Source organism: Proteiniphilum sp. UBA5384 (assembly GCF_002410825.1).
Classification (GTDB): Bacteria; Bacteroidota; Bacteroidia; order Bacteroidales; family Dysgonomonadaceae; genus Proteiniphilum.
Window position 1 is genome coordinate 146,226 of the sequence record NZ_DHOS01000010.1, and the last position, 22,727, is coordinate 168,952.

At 45.2% G+C, this 22,727-nt stretch carries 18 protein-coding genes; 10 read left to right on the forward strand and 8 right to left on the reverse strand.

Annotated elements, in window-relative coordinates; translation table 11 throughout:
- Positions 1-21 precede the first annotated feature (21 nt).
- From trmD to rfbB, 4 genes are all read left to right on the forward strand, one after another.
- Complete coding sequence (gene trmD, locus B4G81_RS03495) at positions 22-696, forward strand: tRNA (guanosine(37)-N1)-methyltransferase TrmD (RefSeq protein ID WP_294080160.1); 675 nt, start codon at positions 22-24, stop codon at positions 694-696.
- Positions 697-809: 113 nt separating this feature from the next.
- The gene (gene rfbA / locus B4G81_RS03500) at positions 810-1,682 is read left to right on the forward strand and encodes a glucose-1-phosphate thymidylyltransferase RfbA (protein ID WP_294080162.1); all 873 of its coding nucleotides are present in this window, start codon (positions 810-812) and stop codon (positions 1,680-1,682) included.
- Positions 1,683-1,709: 27 nt separating this feature from the next.
- Positions 1,710-2,249, forward strand: a complete 540-nt coding sequence (gene rfbC, locus B4G81_RS03505) for a dTDP-4-dehydrorhamnose 3,5-epimerase (protein WP_294080164.1) — start codon at positions 1,710-1,712, stop codon at positions 2,247-2,249.
- A gap of 55 nt (positions 2,250-2,304) precedes the next feature.
- Positions 2,305-3,351, forward strand: coding sequence for a dTDP-glucose 4,6-dehydratase (gene rfbB, locus B4G81_RS03510; protein ID WP_414703160.1), 1,047 nt, complete (start codon positions 2,305-2,307; stop codon positions 3,349-3,351).
- An 83-nt stretch (positions 3,352-3,434) separates the two neighbouring features.
- Here rfbB and B4G81_RS03515 read toward each other — a convergent pair whose 3' ends face one another.
- The 4 genes from B4G81_RS03515 to B4G81_RS03530 all read right to left on the reverse strand — a co-directional run bounded on the left by B4G81_RS03515 (position 3,435) and on the right by B4G81_RS03530 (position 7,715).
- A complete protein-coding gene (locus B4G81_RS03515) occupies positions 3,435-4,817 on the reverse strand; it encodes a tyrosine phenol-lyase (RefSeq protein WP_294080166.1) in 1,383 nt (460 codons plus the stop codon).
- A 120-nt stretch (positions 4,818-4,937) separates the two neighbouring features.
- Positions 4,938-6,005, reverse strand: a complete 1,068-nt coding sequence (locus tag B4G81_RS03520; RefSeq protein WP_294080169.1) for a GDP-L-fucose synthase family protein — start codon at positions 6,003-6,005, stop codon at positions 4,938-4,940.
- Between the two features lie 89 nt (positions 6,006-6,094).
- On the reverse strand, positions 6,095-7,156 hold the full coding sequence (gene gmd / locus B4G81_RS03525) for a GDP-mannose 4,6-dehydratase (RefSeq protein WP_294080173.1): 1,062 nt from the start codon (positions 7,154-7,156) through the stop codon (positions 6,095-6,097).
- Between the two features lie 7 nt (positions 7,157-7,163).
- A complete protein-coding gene (locus B4G81_RS03530; protein WP_294080175.1) occupies positions 7,164-7,715 on the reverse strand; it encodes a hypothetical protein in 552 nt (183 codons plus the stop codon).
- 236 nt (positions 7,716-7,951) lie between these two features.
- Here B4G81_RS03530 and glyA point away from each other — a divergent pair, with 236 nt between their 5' ends.
- Genes glyA through B4G81_RS15285 form a run of 3 tightly spaced genes read left to right on the forward strand, consistent with a single transcriptional unit; the run spans position 7,952 to position 11,539 of the window.
- Entirely contained in the window at positions 7,952-9,232 is a 1,281-nt protein-coding gene (gene glyA / locus B4G81_RS03535; protein ID WP_294080177.1) for a serine hydroxymethyltransferase, read from the forward strand.
- Positions 9,233-9,241: 9 nt separating this feature from the next.
- Complete coding sequence (gene recG, locus B4G81_RS03540; protein WP_294080180.1) at positions 9,242-11,335, forward strand: ATP-dependent DNA helicase RecG; 2,094 nt, start codon at positions 9,242-9,244, stop codon at positions 11,333-11,335.
- Between the two features lie 42 nt (positions 11,336-11,377).
- Positions 11,378-11,539, forward strand: coding sequence for a DUF5615 family PIN-like protein (locus tag B4G81_RS15285; RefSeq protein ID WP_414703161.1), 162 nt, complete (start codon positions 11,378-11,380; stop codon positions 11,537-11,539).
- Between the two features lie 124 nt (positions 11,540-11,663).
- Here B4G81_RS15285 and B4G81_RS03545 read toward each other — a convergent pair whose 3' ends face one another.
- Positions 11,664-11,888 (reverse strand): carboxypeptidase-like regulatory domain-containing protein, encoded by a 225-nt coding sequence (locus B4G81_RS03545; protein WP_294080182.1) that lies wholly within the window; start codon positions 11,886-11,888, stop codon positions 11,664-11,666.
- 218 nt (positions 11,889-12,106) lie between these two features.
- Here B4G81_RS03545 and B4G81_RS03550 point away from each other — a divergent pair, with 218 nt between their 5' ends.
- Complete coding sequence (locus B4G81_RS03550) at positions 12,107-13,969, forward strand: transglutaminase-like domain-containing protein (RefSeq protein WP_294080184.1); 1,863 nt, start codon at positions 12,107-12,109, stop codon at positions 13,967-13,969.
- Positions 13,966-16,170: a hypothetical protein gene (locus B4G81_RS03555; RefSeq protein WP_294080186.1), complete on the forward strand. Its 2,205-nt coding sequence runs from the start codon at positions 13,966-13,968 to the stop codon at positions 16,168-16,170. Before B4G81_RS03550 ends, B4G81_RS03555 begins: the two co-directional genes overlap by 4 nt.
- 13 nt (positions 16,171-16,183) lie before the next feature.
- Here the strand turns inward: B4G81_RS03555 and B4G81_RS03560 are convergent, their stop codons facing one another.
- Complete coding sequence (locus tag B4G81_RS03560; RefSeq protein ID WP_294080188.1) at positions 16,184-18,349, reverse strand: GH92 family glycosyl hydrolase; 2,166 nt, start codon at positions 18,347-18,349, stop codon at positions 16,184-16,186.
- 257 nt (positions 18,350-18,606) lie between these two features.
- On the opposite strand from B4G81_RS03560, the gene B4G81_RS03565 reads away from it, so the two are divergent.
- Positions 18,607-19,437 (forward strand): tyrosine-protein phosphatase, encoded by an 831-nt coding sequence (locus B4G81_RS03565; RefSeq protein ID WP_294080191.1) that lies wholly within the window; start codon positions 18,607-18,609, stop codon positions 19,435-19,437.
- A 330-nt stretch (positions 19,438-19,767) separates the two neighbouring features.
- On the opposite strand, the gene B4G81_RS03570 is transcribed toward B4G81_RS03565, so the two are convergent.
- A complete protein-coding gene (locus tag B4G81_RS03570) occupies positions 19,768-20,661 on the reverse strand; it encodes an NAD(P)-dependent oxidoreductase (RefSeq protein WP_294080193.1) in 894 nt (297 codons plus the stop codon).
- A 198-nt stretch (positions 20,662-20,859) separates the two neighbouring features.
- Positions 20,860-22,727: TonB-dependent receptor plug domain-containing protein (locus tag B4G81_RS03575; protein WP_294080194.1), on the reverse strand; the 1,868-nt coding region annotated here is incomplete at its 5' end.

Sequence of the window (22,727 nt, forward strand, 5' to 3'; positions counted from 1 at the left end):
GTGGATGAATATTTTAATTATATGAGAATCGATATTATTACCGTACTTCCGGAGATGATTGAGGGGGCTATTCATACCAGTATTCTGAAACGCGCTCAGGAGAAGGGATTGGTAGAGTTCGGGCTGCATAACATACGAGATTATACGCTCGACAAACACAAACGGGTGGATGATTATCCATTTGGGGGTGAAGCCGGTATGGTGATGCAGATAGAGCCTATTGATAGGGTTATCAGTTGTCTGAAATCACAGCGTGATTATGATGAAGTGATATTTACTACTCCCGATGGGGAACAATTTACCCAATCTACTGCAAACGAACTTTCCCTGAAAGAGAATATTATTATTCTCTGTGGCCATTATAAAGGGGTGGATTATCGTGTAAGAGAGCATCTTATTACGCGGGAGATTTCTATTGGCGATTTTGTACTTACCGGAGGAGAGTTGGTGGCAGCCATGATTGCCGATGCGGTGGTGCGTGTCATTCCCGGTGCTATCGGGGATGAACAATCCGCTTTGTCCGATTCGTTCCAAGACGGATTATTGGCGCCGCCGGTATATACACGTCCCGCTGAATACAAGGGATGGAAAGTCCCTGATGTACTATTGTCAGGACATGAACGGAAAATACAGGAATGGCGGCATGAACAGGCAGTAGAACGTACAAAAAGATTGAGACCTGATCTTTTTCGATAGACAAAAATTTTGTACCTTTCAAGAAAATAGGATGCATCTCGGCAATCTTTAGAGAGTAAATTCTCTTGATTGCTCTCAATTTTCCTTATCTTTGTGGAAAAACCGGATTGATCATGAAGGGAATCGTTTTAGCCGGAGGTTCCGGTACAAGGTTATATCCTATTACAAAAGGAATATCGAAACAATTACTTCCCATTTTCGATAAACCGATGGTCTATTATCCCATTTCCGCATTGATGCTGGCGGGCATCAGGGATATCCTTATTATCTCCACTCCACTTGATTTGCCGGGTTTTCAGAGATTGCTGGGCGATGGGACTGACTATGGCGTACACTTCAGTTATGCGGAACAACCTTCACCCGATGGATTGGCACAGGCTTTTATTATCGGTGAGGAGTTTATAGGGAATGATGCCGTCTGTTTGGTACTGGGTGATAATATCTTCTATGGACAGGGACTTCCCGCTATGTTACTCCAGGCAGTACAGGATGTGGAAGAACAGGATATGGCAACTATATTCGGCTATTATGTGAATAGTCCTGAGCGCTATGGTGTAGCTGAGTTGGATAGTGAGGGGAAGGTGATAAGCATCGAAGAGAAACCTTCTGAACCTAAATCAAACTGGGCAGTTACAGGGCTCTATTTTTATCCGAACCGGGTGTTGGAGATTGCCAGGAAAATTAAGCCTTCCGCACGTGGAGAGTTGGAGATCACTTCGGTAAATGAAGTTTTTTTGAACGAAAAACAATTAAAGATGCAACTCTTTGGCCGGGGATTTGCATGGCTCGATACCGGTACCCATGACTCCCTCTCGGAAGCATCGACTTTTATCGAGGTGTTGGAAAAACGGCAGGGGTTAAAAATATCTTGTCTCGAAGAAATCTCCTGGAGGAATGGGTGGATTACCGATGAACAGTTAGGGGAAATAGGGACGTCAATGAAGAATAACCCTTATGGACAGTATTTGCTTGGACTGATAAAATAAGGTGGGAAAGTGAGATAGTGAAAAAATATGCATATAGTAAAAACAGATATAGAAGGAGTTGTGATTATCGAACCGAAAGTATTTGACGATGAGCGGGGATATTTTTTTGAGTCGTTTTCACAGAAAGAGTTTGAAGAAAAAGTGTCTGCAACCGTTTTCGTGCAGGATAACGAGAGCTCGTCGAGATATGGTGTGGTAAGAGGATTGCATTTCCAGAAGCCCCCGTATGAACAGGCGAAACTGGTGCGGGTGGTGAAAGGATGTGTGCTGGATGTAGCTGTGGATATCCGAAAGGATTCTCCTACTTATGGACGTCATGTGTCGATGGAACTCTCGGGAGAGAACAAGCGACAGCTTTTTATTCCCCGTGGTTTTGCACATGGATATGCAGTGTTGAGTGAAGAGGCTGTTTTTGCTTATAAATGCGACAATTACTATGCCCCCGGTTACGAAGGCGCTATTCTTTGGAACGACCCGCAAATCGGAATCGACTGGGGCTTACCTGCCAATGACGTTATCCTCTCGGAAAAAGACCGGAAAAATCCATCCTTTTTAGTTAAAAGTTAAAAATGTATAGACATTCACTTTTCACTATTCACTATTCACTATAGAGAATTATATCATGTCGAAAAAAATTATCCTGATTACTGGTGGAGCCGGCTTTATAGGCTCCCATGTCGTAAGATTATTTGTGAATCAGTATCCCGATTATCAAATCATCAACCTCGATAAACTGACTTACGCAGGAAATCTTGCGAATCTGAAAGATATGGAGGGAAAACCCAATTACAAGTTTCTGAAAGAAGATATCTGCAACTTCGAACAAATAAAAGAGGTATTCACACGCTATCAGATTACCGATGTGATCCATTTAGCGGCTGAAAGTCATGTCGATCGGTCGATTACCGATCCCTTCTCATTTGCGAGGACCAACGTATTAGGCACCCTTAATCTGCTGCAGGCAGCCAAAGAAAATTGGCAGGGAGCTTATGATGATAGGCTTTTTTATCATGTTTCCACCGATGAAGTGTATGGAGCATTGGGGTTCGACAGTACCCTTTTTACCGAAGAAACCCGCTACGACCCGCATAGCCCCTATTCTGCATCGAAAGCTTCGTCCGATCATTTTGTCAGGGCTTATCACGATACGTACGGTTTACCTACTGTTATTTCCAATTGTTCGAATAATTACGGTCCCAACCAGTTTCCGGAGAAGCTGATCCCGCTGTTTATCCACAATATTCGACAGAATAAACCACTCCCGGTCTATGGAAAAGGGGAAAACGTAAGGGATTGGCTCTATGTGGAGGACCATGCCCGTGCCATTGACCTGATCTTCCACAAAGGAAAGGCCGGCGAAACTTATAATATCGGTGGTTTCAACGAGTGGAAAAATATCGACCTGATCCGGGTAATCATCAAGACAGTGGACCGTTTGCTCGGACGTGAGGAAGGTGCGTCGGAAAAACTGATTACCTATGTCACCGACCGCGCGGGGCATGATTTACGTTACGCCATCGATGCTACCAAAATCAAGGATGAACTCGGATGGAAACCTTCTCTCCAGTTTGAAGAAGGTATCGGGAAAACCGTCCGATGGTACATTGAGAACCAGGAGTGGCTTGATGACATCGCCAGCGGAGCCTATCAGCATATGACAACTCTTTAACTACTTATATATGATATTTAGCATACTTCGCAATTGTACGAGGGTGGATCACAGGGTGATTTCACCCTCGTATTTCAAAAAGGTTAATCGATCTCCTCAAACCTGGCGGTGAAGAAGCGTAGCTGTTTCGGTTCATAGACAAAGCGGAGCCCCTTGATGGTCTCCCGTCGTCGGTAGAGCGATTGAACAGCTTCCGCTACCAGATCCATATGCCGGTAGGTATAGACACGGCGGGGAATGGTGAGTCGTACTGTTTCCAGTTTAGGGCGATGGTGTTCACCGGTATTATTGTCACGACCCGCAGAGACGATACCCCGCTCCATGCTGCGTACGCCTGACTCTACATATAAATTGGCCGCGAGGCTTTGTGCCGGGAACTGATCTTGGGTAAGATGCGGGCAGAAACGTGCCGCATCAAGGAATACCGCATGACCTCCCGTCGGCTCAATCATCGGAATGCCTGCTTCCCGCAGCTTGTCGCCCAGATACCGTACTTGTTTTACGCGGTGCTCTATATATTCATATTGCAATGATTCTCTCAGTCCTATTGCCATTGCTTCCATATCGCGCCCGGCCATTCCTCCGTATGACGGCATTCCTTCATACACTACTACCAGCTCTTTCGCTTCGGAGAAAAGGTCATCATCATTTACGCATAAAAATCCACCGATATTTACCAGGCAGTCCTTTTTGCCACTCATGGTACATCCGTCGGCATAACTGAACATCTCCTTCACAATCTCCTGAATGGATTTATTACTGTACCCTTCTTCCTGTTCTTTAATGAAATAGGCATTTTCTACACAACGGGTGGCATCAAAAAATACCTTGATGCCATAGTAGTCAGTCAGCTCGCGTACCGCTTTCATATTTTTCATGGATACAGGCTGCCCCCCGGCCAGGTTGACCGTTACGGCAAGACATACATAGGCTATGTTCTCTTCTCCTTTTTCATCAATTAGCTTTTGTAATTTATTCAGGTCTATATCTCCCTTGAATGGAATATTGAGGCCGGCATTATGGGCTTCATCGCGAATAATATCGATAAAAATACCTCCATTGTGTTCCTGATGGTATCGGGTAGTAGTGAAATACATATTTCCCGGCACATATTGCCCCGGTTTGATGGCAATTTGGGAAAGAAGGTTTTCCGCCCCTCTTCCTTGATGAGTGGGAATTATATGCCTGAACCCAAAAATCTCTTGTACGGTTTTTTCCAGGTGAAGGAAATTACGACTGCCGGCATAGGCTTCGTCACCCATCATCATGCCGGCCCATTGCCGGTCGCTCATGGCGTTGGTACCGCTGTCTGTCAACAGATCGATATACACCTCGTCACTTGGAATAAGAAATGTGTTGAAACCGGCTTCTCTGATTACTCTTTCCCGTTCCTCAAGCGGGATCATTTTTACCGGTTCTACCGATTTGATACGGAATGGTTCGGCAGGATAGTTGTTTAGATTCATAGTAATGTCGTTTTAATGTTTTTTCCTTTACAAATGTAGTGAAAGCCGAGAGGAATGCCAAATTTATTTAAGCATTTCTCTCGGCGAATCCTGCATTATTTAAATGTAATACAAAAACCATTATCGCAAATACCAATCATACATCTTTTTTACCCCTTCATCAATATCGATGGTATGGCGCCATCCCAATGCATTTAATTTGGATACATCAGTAAGTTTTCTCATTGTGCCATCGGGTTTCGAAATATCGAAAGCAATTTCTCCCGTATAGCCTGTTGTTTTTTTGATCAGTGCGGCGAGGTCCCGTATGCTGATCTCCTTCCCCGTTCCTATATTGATATGGCAATTCCGTATCTCGGTTTTACTTGCTACCAGATCTGAAAAATCAATTTTTTCCATAATATAGACAGAGGCGTCGGCCATATCTTCACTCCAGAGAAACTCCCGTAGCGGCTTCCCACTGCCCCATAGATCTATCCGGCCCTTAGTGATACCATATTTCTGCAATTCAGCCTCAATTTCCTGCTGACTATTGCTGCCCGAAACTCCCTCTACAGGACGCCTATTAAGGTCTTTTCTGATAGAATTCCAATCGCCATTAATCAATGCCTTGGCCAAATGTATTTTGCGAATCATTGCAGGTAATACGTGGCTTTTTTCCAGATCGAAATTGTCGTTAGGACCGTATAGATTGGTAGGCATCACGGCAATATAGTTCGTACCATACTGGATGTTAAAACTTTCGCACATTTTGAGACCTGCAATCTTGGCAATGGCATAGGGTTCATTGGTGTATTCCAGTGGGCCGGTAAGGAGTGCCTCTTCCGACATGGGTTGAGGTGCTTCCCGGGGATAGATGCAGGTGCTGCCAAGAAAAAGCAATTTCTTCACCTTATGACGAAAACTCTCTCCTATGACATTGTTTTGGATTTGCAGGTTCCGGTAAATGAAATCGGCGCGGTAAGTGTTATTAGCGATAATACCTCCCACATGTGCAGCTGCAAGAATGACATATTCGGGTTTTTCCTTGTCGAAAAAGGCCTTTACAGCTACAATATCCTGTAAATCCAGTTCGATATGCGACTTGCCGACCAGATTAGTATATCCCTTCAATTCGAGGTTTCGCCATATGGCCGATCCTGCCAGACCGTGGTGGCCGGCGACATATATTTTGCTGTTTTTATCCATAATTGCTCTTTATTATTTCCCTCTCTCTTTCGCGCTTCGATCTTCTGCCTCAATTTTCCCGACTTCATAATCTCCCGCTTTTTACAAGTTTATCGGGGAAATCTCTTTACAGCATCCATATCGTTCTTTACCATCCTCCTGACTAATTCTTCGAATGATGTTTTATGAGGATCCCAGCCTAATAATGTTTTGGCTTTGGTGGGGTCTCCCAATAACTGCTCTACTTCGGCTGGCCGGAAATATTTTGGATCTACCTCTACCAATACACGTCCGGTAGCTTTGTCTATTCCTTTCTCAACGATACCTTCTCCTTCCCATTGGAGGATTATTCCCGTTTCAGCGAAAGCAAGCGTGCAAAATTCACGAACGCTGTGCATCTTACCCGTGGCAATCACGAAGTCTTCAGGAACCTCATGCTGCAGTATCAGCCACATACATTCTACATAATCCGGAGCATAACCCCAGTCGCGTTTCGCATCCAGATTGCCAATGTAGAGTTTATCCTGAAGACCCTGCGCAATGCGGGCGGCAGCCAGTGTGATTTTTCTGGTGACAAATGTTTCTCCTCTTCGTTCGCTCTCATGATTGAATAAAATGCCATTTACTGCAAACATTCCGTATGATTCCCGGTAATTTTTAGTGATCCAGTATCCGTATAATTTCGCTACGCCGTAAGGGCTACGTGGATAAAAAGGTGTCGTTTCTTTTTGGGGTATTTCCTGTACCAATCCGAACAACTCGGAAGTAGATGCCTGATAGATACGTGTCTTTTTTTCCAATCCTAATATCCTTACTGCTTCCAGCAGACGGAGGGTCCCCACTGCATCAGTTTCTGCGGTATATTCGGGTACATCGAAACTCACTTTCACATGGCTCTGAGCAGCCAGGTTGTAGATCTCGTCGGGTTGGATATGCTGGATAATACGGATGAGTGAGCTGGAATCGGTCATATCGGCATAGTGAAGATTGATGAGGCGACGTTTTTTCATGTCGCGGATCCACTCATCCAGATAGAGATGTTCTATCCTGCCGGTATTGAAAGAGGATGAGCGTCTTAATGTGCCGTGCACCTCATAGCCTTTTTCAAGAAGGAATTCAGCTAGGTAAGAACCATCCTGGCCTGTAATACCGGTAATCAATGCTTTTTTCATATTTGATTTAATTCAAACCGATGTTGTATGCAATGCTGATACCCGGTGTAAAAAAACTCTTTTTGAGAATCGCACTTTCCTTGCTGCCAAAACCCATGTCACAGTATATGGCGAAATCGAACTGCCGCAAGGCATAACCTGCCAGGGGTGAGAAGACGAATCCGGCATAACTGTTGGCTCCGAATACTGCCCCCATCCGAGGCTCTACAAAAAAACCGTCGGAAATACCATTCCGGGTAATCCGGTAACCAACTAACGGCATGATGTAATTGAACGCATCGTCAGCATCATTATTGATGCTGGAGAAGAGTTTTCCCTCTCCGTAAGGATTATTGAATGCTTTTACACTTAAAGAAAAATAAGCGTTAGGATTGCCCCAGAGTAAATTGTCCTGCGTAAGCCAACCCAGCGTGCCGCCCAGACCAAATTTCTTGTCGCGACTTGTATTGGCTACCAAGCCGGCATCAACCGAAACATGAATGTAATTTGATTGCTGCGCTTTTGCCGATTGGATAGTCAAGACGGCGAGCAGAATAACGATGATGATAGATTTCTTCATTTTTTTATGCTTTATTATGTAAATAATCCAAAGATGAGTATGCAAATATAGTGAGTTAATTCTGTTCTTACTTCATTACGGGCGCAAAAATCATTGTCAGTATTTTTATTAGGTGGCATTTCTCTCTGCTTTCACTATATTTCAATAATATAGGATGCGCCTCGGAAAATTTTAAGCAAGCTTGGCTTTTCTCTCTGCTTTCACTATATTTGCAATCAATTTTAAAGAAAAACAAAATGAATCAAGACAGGCAGATCGCGGAGATCATAGGTAAAGAACGTGAGCGGCAACTGAAAGGTATCGAATTGATTGCTTCCGAGAATTTTGTAAGTGATCAGGTGATGCAGGCCATGGGATCGGTATTGACCAACAAATATGCGGAGGGATACCCCGGGAAACGCTATTATGGTGGCTGTGAAGTGGTGGATATGAGTGAGCAACTGGCCATCGACCGGCTGAAAGAGTTGTTCGGCGCTGAATGGGCGAATGTGCAGCCGCATTCCGGGGCACAGGCAAATGCCGCGGTATTTCTGGCGTGTCTGAAAGCGGGTGATAAATTCCTCGGCTTGAACCTGTCACATGGTGGGCACCTGACCCATGGTTCACCGGTCAATTTCTCAGGACTGATGTTCCAACCGATAGAATACAATGTGCGGGAAGATAACCAGCAGGTTGATTATGACCAGTTGGAAGAGGCCGCGCGCAGGGAAAGGCCAAAACTGATCGTTGCCGGTGCTTCTGCCTATTCCCGCGAGTGGGATTATGCCCGTATCCGCAAAGTAGCCGATGAGATCGGTGCGATCTTTATGGTAGACATGGCGCACCCTGCCGGACTGATCGCTGCCGGATTACTCGATAACCCGGTGAAATATGCGCATATTGTTACTTCTACCACCCATAAAACCTTAAGAGGTCCGCGTGGAGGTGTGATCCTGATGGGAAAAGATTTCAAAAATCCATGGGGCATCACTACACCCAAAGGAGAAGTGAAGATGATGTCGGCGATGCTTGATTCAGCCGTATTCCCCGGCATGCAAGGGGGGCCATTGGAACATGTGATTGCCGCAAAAGCTGTTTCGTTCTATGAAGCACTACAGCCCGAATATAAAACTTATCAGACACAGGTAAAGAAAAATGCTGCACGGATGGCACAGGCTTTTATTGATAAAGGATATAAAGTGGTATCCGGTGGAACAGATAACCACCTTATCCTGGTGGACCTTCGCACCAAATTCCCCGACCTGACCGGTAAGGTAGGGGAGAAAGCACTGGTGGAAGCCGATATCACTGTGAATAAGAATATGGTACCTTTCGACAGCCGTTCTCCCTTCCAGACATCGGGACTGCGTTTCGGTACACCGGCTATCACTACCCGTGGAGCGAAGGAGGAATTGATGGATGAAATCGTGGAAATGATTGATACCGTGCTTTCTAACCCGGACAATAACGCAACGATCGCTGCAGTACGCGAGAAGGTGAACGCCACCATGCGGCAATATCCGCTATTTGGATGGTGATTTATCCAAATGGGTATTCTTCAGACCGAAATACAATTCGTGCCCGGCGTAGGACCAAAAAAGGCGGAGATCCTGAATAAGGAGATCAATATCTTTACGGTGGGCGACCTGTTGAGGTGGTACCCCTACCGCTATATCGACAGAAGCAGGATTTATTATATCCATGAGATCGATAATGCGACGGCCTATATCCAACTGAAGGGAAAGATCACCGCTTTTGAATCATTTGGAGAGGGGCGTCGCAGGCGGTTGGTGGCGCATTTTACCGATGGGACGGGTTTTGTGGATCTGGTCTGGTTTCAGGGGATACGGTTTATCGAAGGAAAATACAAGCTCAATCAGGAATATGTGGTTTTTGGCAAACCCGCGCTATTCAATGGCAAGTGGAATATCGCCCATCCCGAGCTTGATCCTTTTATGAATGAGTCGGACCGACCCGAAGGGCTGATGGCAATGTACAACACCACGGAGAAGATGAAGAACCATTATCTCAACTCCAGGGCGATGCAAAAGATCATCGAAAACGCTTTCGGGTTAATCAAAGAGCGGCTTCCGGAGACGCTTTCACTTGATGTGGCAGAGGCTGCGAAGCTGATGCCATTCCATGATGCTATCGGGAACATCCATTTCCCGAAATCAGCCCCCCTGTTGCGTGATGCGGAATTTCGCCTGAAGTTTGAAGAACTCTTCTACATCCAGCTCAATATTGTCCGTTATGCCGCTGAAAGAAAAGGAAAGCTGAACGGGTTTATCTTCAAAAAAGTAGGAGATCAGCTCAATTCCTTTTACAAGCAGAAGCTTCCGTTTCCTTTGACCAATGCGCAGAAACGGGTAATCAAAGAGATCAGGAAAGACACAGCGTTGGGAAAGCAGATGAACCGCTTGCTGCAGGGCGATGTGGGCAGCGGTAAGACACTGGTGGCCATTATGTGCATGCTGATTGCGCTTGACAATGGCTTCCAGTCCTGCCTGATGGCGCCCACTGAGATTCTTGCATCGCAACATCTTGAGACATTTACCGCGATGCTTTCGGGAATGAACCTGAAAGTGGAGTTGTTGACGGGCTCCACGAAAAAAAAGGAACGGGAGAGAATCCATGCCGGGTTACAGTCAGGAGAAATAGATATCCTGATCGGTACGCATGCGTTGATTGAAGATACCGTGCAGTTCCGTAACCTCGGGTTTGTGGTGATCGATGAACAGCATCGCTTCGGGGTGGCGCAACGGGCCAAATTATGGACGAAAAACGACCGGCCGCCGCATGTGCTGGTGATGACCGCCACACCCATTCCCCGTACCTTGGCCATGACGGTTTACGGTGATCTGGACGTGTCGGTGATCGATGAGCTGCCGCCGGGCAGGAAACCGGTGCAGACGCTCCATCGATATGAACAAAAACGAGGGGCGCTCTATGATTTTATCCGCGGGCAGATTCGCGCAGGGCGACAAGCTTATATCGTCTACCCGTTGATTGAAGAGAGTGAGAAACTGGATTTGAAAAACCTTGAAGAAGGGTATCAGCATATCAAGGAAGCCTTTCCCGAATTCAGCGTCTGTAAGATGCACGGACGGATGAAACCGGCTGAAAAGGAGGAAGTGATGCGCCGGTTTGTGGTCAATGAAGCACAGATTATGGTATCGACCACCGTGATCGAGGTGGGAGTGAATGTGCCCAACGCCAGTGTGATGGTGATCGAGAGTGCGCAGCGGTTCGGTCTCTCGCAGTTGCACCAGTTAAGGGGCAGGGTAGGGCGTGGAGCCGACCAGTCCTATTGCGTACTGATTACGCCCTATGAGATATCATCCGATACCCGCAAGCGGATGGAGATCATGACCGAGAGTAACGACGGATTTGTCATTGCCGAAGCGGATCTCAAACTGCGTGGACCGGGCGACCTGGAAGGAACCCAACAGAGCGGTATTCCCTTTGATCTCAGGATTGCCGACCTGGTAAAAGACAACAATATTCTGTACCGTGCGCGCGAAATCGCGGAAGAGCTGATTGAAAAAGACCCCCAACTGGAACAGCCGGAGCATCTGGTATTGAAACAGCAACTGGATCGCTTGGGTGGTAACCGTTACGAGTGGGGCAGGATCAGTTAACGAGAAATTTTGCTATGGTTGACTATAAACAAATTATTACCATTGAGCCTATATGGATTTCCTCCTAAAATTATATGGATAAGAGTAGGGAATTTGAAAACACAGATTATAGCCGATATATTGGTTGATTATTCAGAGGAAATTGAAAAGTTTATGCATGAAGGTGGGCTTGGTTGTTTCGAGATTATATCACTGAGATCGTAATAGCTTGGTTTTTTTGCTAGGAATTTTTGTTGATAGGTCTCAGGGGAGGTAAAATGAATACTTGAAGTTCTACCCGGATAGTCTGGTTGTCTTTTCCCATAGTAATACTTTTCCTGGTACTCTCCTATCCGAGGGAACGGAATTCACAGGTATAACTCCCCGGTGCAAGGGCGGTCTGGAATTCCCCCAGGTTGTCGGCGGCAATTCCTTTAGCTATTTCGTAAATATAGATGGTTGAATTCGGAACCGGTTCCCCTTGTTTATTCACATTTACACCTTTGAGCTGTTGAGTTTGCAAGCTTGCGGTTACCATTACGCAACTCAATGTAAAGAGTAGAAATTGTTTCATTCCTGGTATCGGTTGTTAAATGAGAATTGAACCGGCAAAGTTACATATTTTATCTTCAACAGTCATCACTGTGGAACGGCGGGAGGAAGAAAGAATATATATAAAAATAAGGGGCGAAATTTTTAATTGTATAAATGAAATGTAATTGAAGTTAATTTATTATTTTTGCTGCGCAATAAAATATTTATTTCAATTATTGCTTGAATTATGCTATCACTATGAAGTATTTTTTGCTGTTGTTAATCATTTTCCTGCCTATTTCCCTCTTGTCTCAGGATATGGATGACAACATGGTCATCAGCGACCAGCAATCTACCTACACTTATGTGATAGAGAATAACAGGGTAGTTGTGAAAGAGAACCAGGATGTAACCTATTCGTGTGCTAAAAATGTGCAACCTGTTAAATTTTACCGGTTTTATGATGTCAATTCAGAGATAACCAAAATCAAAGTGAAAGGGGTGAAGGCTTCTTCTCCCCAATATGGGACTTATACAAAGGAGAATATCTTCTATGACGACAGTAAGATTTGTCACCTCGATTTATACTTCAAAGATAAAAATGCGGCAGGTACGGTCACTTACGAAAAGAAATATAAGGATGTATATGGATTTTCGTTCATTAATATTATTGAAACCCATTTTATCAAAAATAAGACGATCCGTATCATCGTGCCCGAGTGGATGGAGGTAGATGTCATCGAGAATAGCTTCAACCCGGGGATCAGTAAGTCGGTGAACGCAGATCCCAAGTCGGGTAGCACCATATACACCTATCGGATAGAAAATCAGCCGGCATATAAGTACGAGGATGCTATGCCTGATTATTTGCTTACGTTCCCTACCATTCAGGTTATTCCCCGGAAAGCCCTCATCAATAAAAAGACGGAAGAGTTTTTCGATAGTTTCGACCATCTGTATAAATGGTGTAAAAGCAAGGTCGATCTCGTAGATAACGACCTTACCGCAATAGCCCAATTGGCAAAAGAAATAACTAAAAACAGCGAATCCGATGAGGATAAAATCAATGCATTGCTCAATTGGGTGCAGAACAATATAAGGTACATCGCTTTTGAATATGGAATTCAGAGTTTTAAACCCGACGAAGCACAATCGGTGGCAAGAAAGAAGTATGGAGATTGCAAGGGAATGTCGAACCTGTTGAAATGCCTGTTACAGGCAGAAGGATTTGATGCCCGGCTGGTATGGATAAATACAACCGAAACCGGTCGTGAATGGACGCAGCCCGTCCCTTCCGCCGATCACATGATCTGTGGCTTGCAATATAATGATGAGTTTTATTTCCTGGATCCTACCGTGAAGTTTATGCCTTTTGGTGAAATCGCTTATCCCATTCAAGGTAAGATGGCCATGGTAGAGGATGGCGACCAGTACCTGATGCTCCGAACCCCCTCTTTTCCTCCCTCACATAATGCTACCCGGTTGGTCGGTGAGTATGTGATTGAAGAGGGGAAATTAAAAGGACGGTCGGAATTGTCTTTCAGCGGAGAAGCCAAGTATGCGATGACCTCTTTAATCCGGTACACCACGAAGAGCGATACTGATATGTACTTGAAAAATTACCTGAAAGGGAACAACCCCGCCGATTCAATTTTTGAAATGGATGTCAAGGGGATAGATGTCGATTCAAAAAGTCTGTCCGTATCCTATCAGGAACTGCGTCCTTCCTGCCTACGCTCTTTCTCTGATGAAATGTATATCAATCCGGATGTTTTCAACGATTTTGCGGCGTTGTCCATCGATACACTGAAAAGAAAGAACGATTATGCTTTTCCCTTCAGTCAAAACCTTATGACTACCATCCGTATTGCAATTCCCGAAGGCTACCGGATAAAGAATATACCCGATGATATGGAAATAGCAACAGATGATTACCAGTTTTCTATCCGCTATACCGTGGATGATAACAGCGTGTTGTATCATAAGGAGATCACGATAAAAAATACCACCATCCCGAAAACCGGTTTCGGCCAATGGAACAGAAACATCGGTTTATTGAAAAAAGCTTATGTGAGACAAATCACTTTCGAGAAAATGACTAATGAAATTGAACGTATATGATTAAAAAAGCTTCTTCTACCGTCTTATTATTCTTCTTCCTGTTTTCCACGGGCGCTTTTGCCGAAGACCTTCAGGCACGTGCAAAGAGTATAAGGGAAATAGTGTGGGCATGGGATAAACCCGAATTTGAGAATTATGAATTGCCGGCAGGATACGAAAACGAATCAGCAATTATCCTTGCGCGTCATCAACACATCGAAGCAACCAGCAAGAACCGGTTCAGGATGAACGCGCTTCTGTTTGGGGATATCAACCGGGAGTTATATTATACCAATATAGACCGGCAGTTGGTGAAGATTAACGACCTGTCTGCCTTGACCGAGTTCTCGGAACTCTCGTTCAGGGAAGAGGCAAAACTAAGCGGGTATTTGCGGTCGAACAAACTTCGTACGATCGTTGGAGCGCGCGTGATCAAGCCTGACGGCAGTATGACGGAGGTGGCCATTGATGAGGAAGCGGTAAGCGTAACGGAAGGAAAGAAAGATAAAAAGGTGGCAAAGAAGGTAGCCATCCCGGGTTTGCAGGTGGGAGATATCCTGGACTATTTTATTTGCGACGAGATGGAGTTGGAGACCTATAATGTGCCACCCGGGATATTTGCCTTTTTCGGACAATATCCGATATTAAAATATTCCATCCATTGCGAATTCGGGAATAAACTGACGGTGGAATACCGTTCGGTGAACGGTGCCCCCGAGATGAAGCTGTCCACGGATGCCGATAATAATTATGTGCTTGATGCCGAAGCGGAAAATCTTATGAAAATATTCCCCCTGGATGAAACCCGCTGGATCTCTCCCTACAGAAGTCTTCCCATGATCCGTATGTATGTACTGAATAATGCATCCAAATTAATTCTTAAATCGCCCAATGCCCGAAAGGCCGGAGTATATGAAAACCTGCCTTATGACGAATATCTGAGCGATTCCAAAACCTTCCTGGCGGCACAGGAAAAGCAAATGTTCTGGATGAAGGATACCGATAAAAAAGTGAAGAAGACCCTATCGGAATATATAGAAAAACACCCCTCGATGACTGATGACGAACTGGCGGTATTAATGTATGACGCGTTGCGTTTTCATTGGCCGGGCGATTACGCCAATTATCCGGGGTTGAAGTTTGTGGTCCGGTTACAGCAACTCTTCAAGGAGTATGATATATCGCACAAATTCCTGTTTGTGACCAGCCGTTTCGGTCCGGGAAAAGAAGAGGTAGTTACCGATGATGATATCATTACCTGCTTGTTGGCAAACGACCATCAGCTCTTCTTTTTCAGGAATGGATACCGGTATGCCGGGGAGATTCCCGCAGTCTACCAGGGGGAAACCGCTTTTACCACAGAGGTTGTGAAATATGCTGCAAACAAGAAATATGGCATCGAAGGGAGTGTGGGACAATATGAGATTCCGGAGTCAGGGGTTGATGACAATGCATTGACCTCTACCATTGAAGTGAATTTTCCTGACGATAATCCGATGCGGTTGAATATAAAGCGGAATCTGAAATGTACCGGTAGTATGAAAGAGGATTATTGGCAGTTGGTGACTTATGAAGATTGGGATAAAGAGATGAGGGAGATACTGAGTATTGACCAAACATTAGTAGAGGAATTGCAGGAAGACAAGTCAACCCGTAAGTATATCGACGAATATTACTCAACCTTGGAGGAGCGTAAGAAAAATCAAAAAGAAACTGTTGAACAGGAACTTACAAGCTATTACGGACGGAAACCGGATGAGATAACCGACTATTCTCTCAATGCTACAGGTACCACTGTTAACAGTACTGCACTGGATTATACCGTATTCCATACCGTGGAGGGATTGGTAAAGAATGCCGGGGAAAACCTTATCCTTGAAATTGGCAGGCTGATAGGGTCGCAATGGGAACCCGACGAGCGGGATGAGAAACGTAATATGGATGCTTATCTTCCTACTGCCATGCGACTGGACTATCATATTGGGATAGAGATTCCCGAAGGATATGCCGTTGAAGGCTTGGAGGCATTGTCTTCCGATTATTCGAATGATTACGGGGGATTTCACTCTGATTATAAACTCGAAGGGAACAGGTTATTCCTGTCGGCAAGTAAGGTATACAAGAAGCCTTATGTTCCTCTCGACAAATGGGACGAAATGCTTTTAATCGCAAGGAAAACAAATGATTTCCAGGTAAAAACGATTATTCTTAAAAAATTGTAGTCCTACCGTTATCTTATTCCTCGGTAGTTATTGTCAGTTCTTTCCCTTGCTTGAGCTGACTGTGTTGAATAAACCATCCATCTAGGGGGGTATCGCCGTATTTGATCTGACGAATTTTCTTTCCGTAACCCTCTTTTTTTATGGTGAATTCCTTGTCTTCACCCAGGGAAAACTTCACCTCATCGAACAGGGGCACAGAGATGATATATTCCGGATCGGCCGGTGAGTATGTATATAACCCTATGGCGTTGAACACATACCAGGCCGACATCTCTCCCGCATCGTCCATGCCTGCGTAAGCCAGTTTTTCGGCTCCCATATCATAGAAGCGGTCCATGATGCTGTCGAGCACGCATTGCGCTTTTTCCTGCTTGCCGATAAAATAATAGGTATAAGGGATAGAATGGTCAGGTTGGTTTCCGTGGCAGTAATTACCGATAAATCCGGTCATGTTGTGTGCTTCATATCCTCTCCAGGGCTCGGTGAAGAGAGAATCCAGCTTTTGATCCACTGCCTCCGGAGACGGATATAATGCGATCATCCCTTCCGGGTCATGCGGTGCGAAGAAGAGCGACTGCCATGCATTCGCTTCCCGGTACATATAGGCAAAATAGGGATAGTAGGGATCGAAGTCTTCTATCCAATTTCCATTGTCGATTTTTCCGCGCCAAAAGCCGGTGGAGGGATCGAACAGGTTCTTGTAGTTGCCGGAGCGTTTCATCAGTAGCGAGTAATTCGCCTCATCACCCAGTTCTTTTGCGATCAGTGCGGTCGCATAATCATCATAGGCATACTCCACCGTTTTGGTAACTGCCGCCTTGTATTCATCCCATGTGGGTACGTTGGTGGTATCTTTTTCCGCAATCCAGCCCCTTTCAATGTATTCATCGAGATAGGGCCTGCCGCCACGGCCGGGTACAGTGGCGTTCTTCAGTAATAATTTATAAGCACGTTCCAGATCGAAACCGGTGATGCCGCGCAGATAACTGCCTGCCACAAATACCGAGGCATGATCACCATGAAAGAAGGTAGGCATATAGCCTCCTCTCTTTTCCCCTTTGTCGGTAATCGATTGGATGATATCGGTAGAGACATCTGGGGACAACATTGCCAGCAGTACCAGTTTATTTCGGTAGTCATCCCAGAACGAGGGATTGGTATAGTAACGGAATCCCTCATTGACGATCTCCCCTCTCTCATCAGTGAAATCACCATTCACATCGCTGCGCAACGCAGGCCAAAGGAAGGAACGGTATAGGGTAGAGTAGAAGATCCCTTTTTCGCGTTCCGTACCACCCGAAACTTTAATTTTAGACAGTAATTTATTCCATTCCGTATTGGCTTCTTCTCGTACCTGATTGAAACTTTTGTGCAGCATCTCTGCTTCCAGATTCATTTTTGCATTTTCGATGCTGACGAAAGATAACCCTATTTTAAGTTCAAGCGGTTTATTTTCCCCGTCTTTATTACTCTTTTCAAAGTCTACCAGGGATACTTCATGCCGGTCATCTTTCACTTGTCGGATATCCTCCACCGGATAGTTGGATACTGCATAGAAATATATTTTACCTTCAGCATCCTGAAACCCCGAAAAGGTATGTTCATCTATCTTTTGGATACTCCAATCCTTTACATGGTTGTTGGAACGGGTCATATCGGCCACCAGCTTTTTATCCGCTCCCTTGGGATAGGTATACCGGTGAAAACCGCAACGCAGTGTGGTAGTCAGTTCCACATTGACTCCATATGTCTCGAGAAATACCTGATAGTATCCCGGGTGGGCCGATTCATTATCATGACTGAAAGTAGACGCATAATTTCCGGGAGTGACATCTCCCGTGACCGGCAACAATGGTATATGGAGCAGGTTCCAGTGTCCCTTGTTGGTATGTGAAAAGCCATAGATTACCGTGTCCTCGTACTGATAACCCGCACCGCTACGGAACTGGGTGACCGGACTCAATTGCACCATGGCGTTGGGAAGCGAACTTCCGGGAAAAACCTCAGCACCCCAGGTCCGCTGTTCCCATGTGCGCACATACCCCAAATCTTCAGGCTCCCAGAGGGTAGCCGTACCTAAGAAAGGGTTTACATATTTGCTGAATTGCTCTTCTTCTGCACCTGCGCAGCCCGATAAGACAATCGACAGGAAAAGAATAACAGGTGAAATATATTTCATTTTCTTTAAGAATCTATCATACATATAATGCCTTACAGGTCAAAATTACAAATATTCCGGATAAAAACCAAAGTCCACATAAAAACTACTACCCAGTTCCCCAATCTTACAGCCTAAATCTTATATCAAAACCCTATATTTCCAATCCCCAATCCAAAAATCCGGATAATTGCTAAAAAGCGAAATAGGTAGTTTAATTTCTATTTTTTTCTTAATTTTGCATCAGATGAATAGAACAACAAATCAACGAGGAGATTATGAATTACAGAAAAAGAAAATCGAGCCATGTAGTGTTTTTGATTGCATTATTATTCTTGGGCGCATGTACGGGGCAGACGAAAACAAAAGAGGGGCAGCCTATGTCTTCGGATAAATTGTTGCCAATGGAAGGCGGATACAATATCAGGGATTTGGGCGGGATTGAAACTGCTGATGGGCGATGTGTGAAATCGGGTTTGATTTTCCGGGGTGATGAACTGGGGGGACTCACCGCTAAAGATTGGGAATTCCTTTCGGAGATACCGATCGTCACTGTGGTTGATTTCAGAAGCAATGAAGAAGTGGAAGCGAATCCCGATAATCTGCCTGAATCAGTACATAATCAGGTTTTTTTGCCCATTTCTCCCGGAAACCTGACAATGGAAGATATGAGCTTTCTAGAGTCTCCCGAATTCGATGGAGAACAATTCATGAAGGGTCTGAATGTTGAATTGGTAAGTGATAGTGCTTCCATCAAGCAATACCGTGAATTTTTCAGATTACTCCAGCATGAAGATTGTATCCCATTGATATTTCATTGTACGGCAGGCAAAGACAGGACCGGAATGGGAGCGGCGCTGTACCTTTCTGCCCTTGGGGTGGATGAGGAATCTATTTTTGAAAATTATCTCGAATCGAACAAAAATTTAGAGAAAAAATATGCCGATCTGATAGCCGATAATCCGAAACTTGCCGGTATGATGGGAGTAAAGAGAGAATACCTCGAATCAGGATTGAATTATATCAAATCTACATACGGTTCGATCGAAAACTATCTGGAAACTGTTTTGGATGTAGATATCGCCTTGATGAGGCAGATGTATCTCTGATGGCGGGGGTGATTCTGAGGCTACCAAGGACTACCTAGTGCAGGCACGTCCGCTATTCCGTCTCTTCTGTCTCGTTGGTCAACACTTCTACCGGAGGAAACCCCTTACTTTGAGGTGTATCATGCAGGAAAAGCACAATAATAAGCACGACTATGATCCCTGCCACGGATAGCCAATAAACCCCCATTGCCGACCAAAAAAGCTGACTATCGCTCCCACGAAATATGAATTTACATTTTAGGAATGAATATATGTAGAAATGTTCCGAGTGAAATATTTTGACGGTTTTTTGAATAGGAATTGATATATAAGCTTGTCCGGATTTTCCGTTTATATATTTATTCCGGTATAATCAGACAAGTTCCGGAGTACTTTTTCACTTAGGCGGTCGAATGCCTGGCGTGTGCGCCCGGTTGATACCTGCATGCAGCGCACATTCGAGTGGCTGATAAGATGTTCTCCGCCCAGTGCACCCACTGTGTCACAATAGCAGAGATTGTCCCCTTCAAGCCATTGCAGGAAGGGAGCTTCGTCCCATGCGGGGGAAAGGCCGGTGTTGAAAAGTATCTTTTTGTTTCCTAATTTTTCAAACTGAGGGCCATGCAATAACACCGTGTTCCTGTTCAGGCAGCAGCAGACCACCTCCGATTCATGGAGTAAATCATCCAACGGCATGAAGCGGTATCCTTTTGCCTTGGCATTTTCTTTTTCACTTCGGGCAAAATAGGAAATTTCTGCTCCAAAAAAGTGAAGTGCGTCCGCGATCATGCCACCCGACTTGCCGAGACCCAGAATGCCCGCCTTGAGGCCGGTAATCTCACGCGCCATGCCGTCCCAGGGATCCCGGTCGAATCCGTGCAGGCAGCGCACCAGCTCGCTGATCACATATTCAACAACCCCTTCATCACCATAATCGCGGATGCCCGTGACGGTGATTCCCCTGCTGTTGGCATACCGGATATCCACATTGGCGCTTTCAGGTGAATAGAGTGAACAGCACATACCAATATATTTCACATTGGGGCATTGTTTCAGAGCTGACTCACCCAATTGGGAAGTATAGCTAAGCAACACCGCATCGGCATCTCCGATTCGAGCCGCGATCACATTATCATCTCCCGATATGTCGTTATAGAAGATCACCTCTTCAGCGAATGAGTGTAAATTTTGTTCTGCAGATGGAATTAAACTGACAGGCTCGATAGCGACTAATTTTTGGAACATATTTTGTACTGTTTGTGTATTGATAGAAAATCAAATGTACAATTTTGATTTTACTTTGCCAAAATAAAAACGTTCCCACGGGTCTGATTCTGTTCGGTTAAAATTAAAAATGCTGCCACAGGCCGGATAACCTCTCAAAACGTACAGACTATCCGGCTGCCTGCAGCAGCAATGCATTCTTACTGTTGAATAATTAAATTAAAATTGGACTGTTGCCCCGCCTGATAACCAGAATCCCGGTTGAGGAATATTTCCGAAATCCACATGGGTAGTGTTGAAAATATTATTGGCGTTGACGAACAGCGTCACACCCCGGAGTTTGTAGTTGGCTTTCACATCCAGGATGGAAAAGGGTTTAAAATTTACCTGTGTTCCCGGCTGTAGGTCTACATACTCTACATAAGAACCGGACCTTTCCTGCCAGCGGAAGTTCCACGACAGGGTAAGGTTTTTTACTACATCATGATGCAGTGCGGCGGTAAACTTATGCCGGAGAGGGTTCAGGGTATAGTTGGATATCAATCCACTTTCCACCATATTGTGGTCGAGATACATGTATCCAATACTGAAGGAGCGGAGAGGCTGGCTTGCGCCGAACCATTCTTTGAGATCGAGTCTCACAGAGGTTTCAACTCCTTTTGTATTGATCTTTGTGTGGTTTCTCGACTCCCATAGTGCGTCGGGAGACGTTTTTACCCAGTCGATCATATTCCTGCCTTTCGTATAGAAAGCGGCTATACTGCCTCTGATAATGGGATGGGTATATTTCAAACCGACTTCGAAAGCCTCTGATGATTCGGCTTCAAGATCGCTGTTGCCTATATGGGTGTCTCTTGTATAATAGAGATCGGTGAAGGTGGGCATACGGGTGGCTTTGTTCCATGATGCATAGAGTTTCAGCGGTTCCGACGGTCTGTATGAGGCGTTCAATGCGGGATAGAGATTGAATTTATCCACAACCGCCGTATTGTGATTCAATAGGCTGCCTGCCGAGAAGGTGACCCGGTCGAAAATGAAATTATGCTCAAGGAAATAACTGATGTTGGTGCGACTGTCGGAATGGGTGTACTTTCCGATAGTTTCCTCCATTGGTTTCCCCAACACGCTGCTCATGATGCCTTCATTACGTAACTCGCCGCCAAAGCTTGTAATACCCCATCGTGACGTGTACTGCATGTTGAGGTTCATTCCGAATACATCGCTTCGATGATAATTATGGCCTTTATAGGTGGCAGGGATATCAGGTGTGCCGTCGCGATAGAGCTGGAATTCATCATAGTGACGGCTCCAATAGAGATGGGGTATGAATTTAAGCCGGTCGCCGGTTTCACCGCGGATGGAGGCAAAAATACCCTGTGTGTCATCATATTGGTTAGGATGGGCAGCCGAATAAAAAGTATTGGCTCCCTGTTTTTTGTCATTCAATCCCGCCATTACGTCTAGATTTGAGCCGTTGATATCGAAACGGCTTTGCCAAAGAAGGTTGACGATATTGTAATCACTGTTTGCGATATACCCGTCTGAGTGTTTATAGCCTGCCGATAAGCTGTGCGAGGAGTACTTCGCCTTATAGGCACCTCTTGCCTCAGTCCCGAAAAGGCCATACATCCCTCCTTCCAGTTTAGCAAAGCCATTCGATTCGGTATCTTTCCGGGTGATGATATTCACCCCGCCGGAAAAAGCACTGGCACCGAAGACCAATGAGGATGGTCCCTGCACGATCTCGATCCGTTCGATGTCGGAAAGGTTGATTGGAATGTCAAAACTGTAATGTCCTGTGTGAGGATTGGTGAGGTTTACACCGTTAAGAAGGATGGCTGTCTGGTCGAATGACCCGCCGCGAAGGGAGATGTCCGCCTGTACGCCGTGCGGCCCGCGTTGCAGGATATCTACGCCTGCCACATAATTCAGAAGGTCTTCAATACTGCGAACGGGTGCCCGCTCAATTTCCAGTCTCGAGATAACAGTCACCTGCTTCGCTGCCAGATTCAATGGCAGGTCGACCTTTGAAGCGGTAACCACCACTTCGTCCAGCTCCGTGAGAGGAATGGAATCTGTGGATGTTT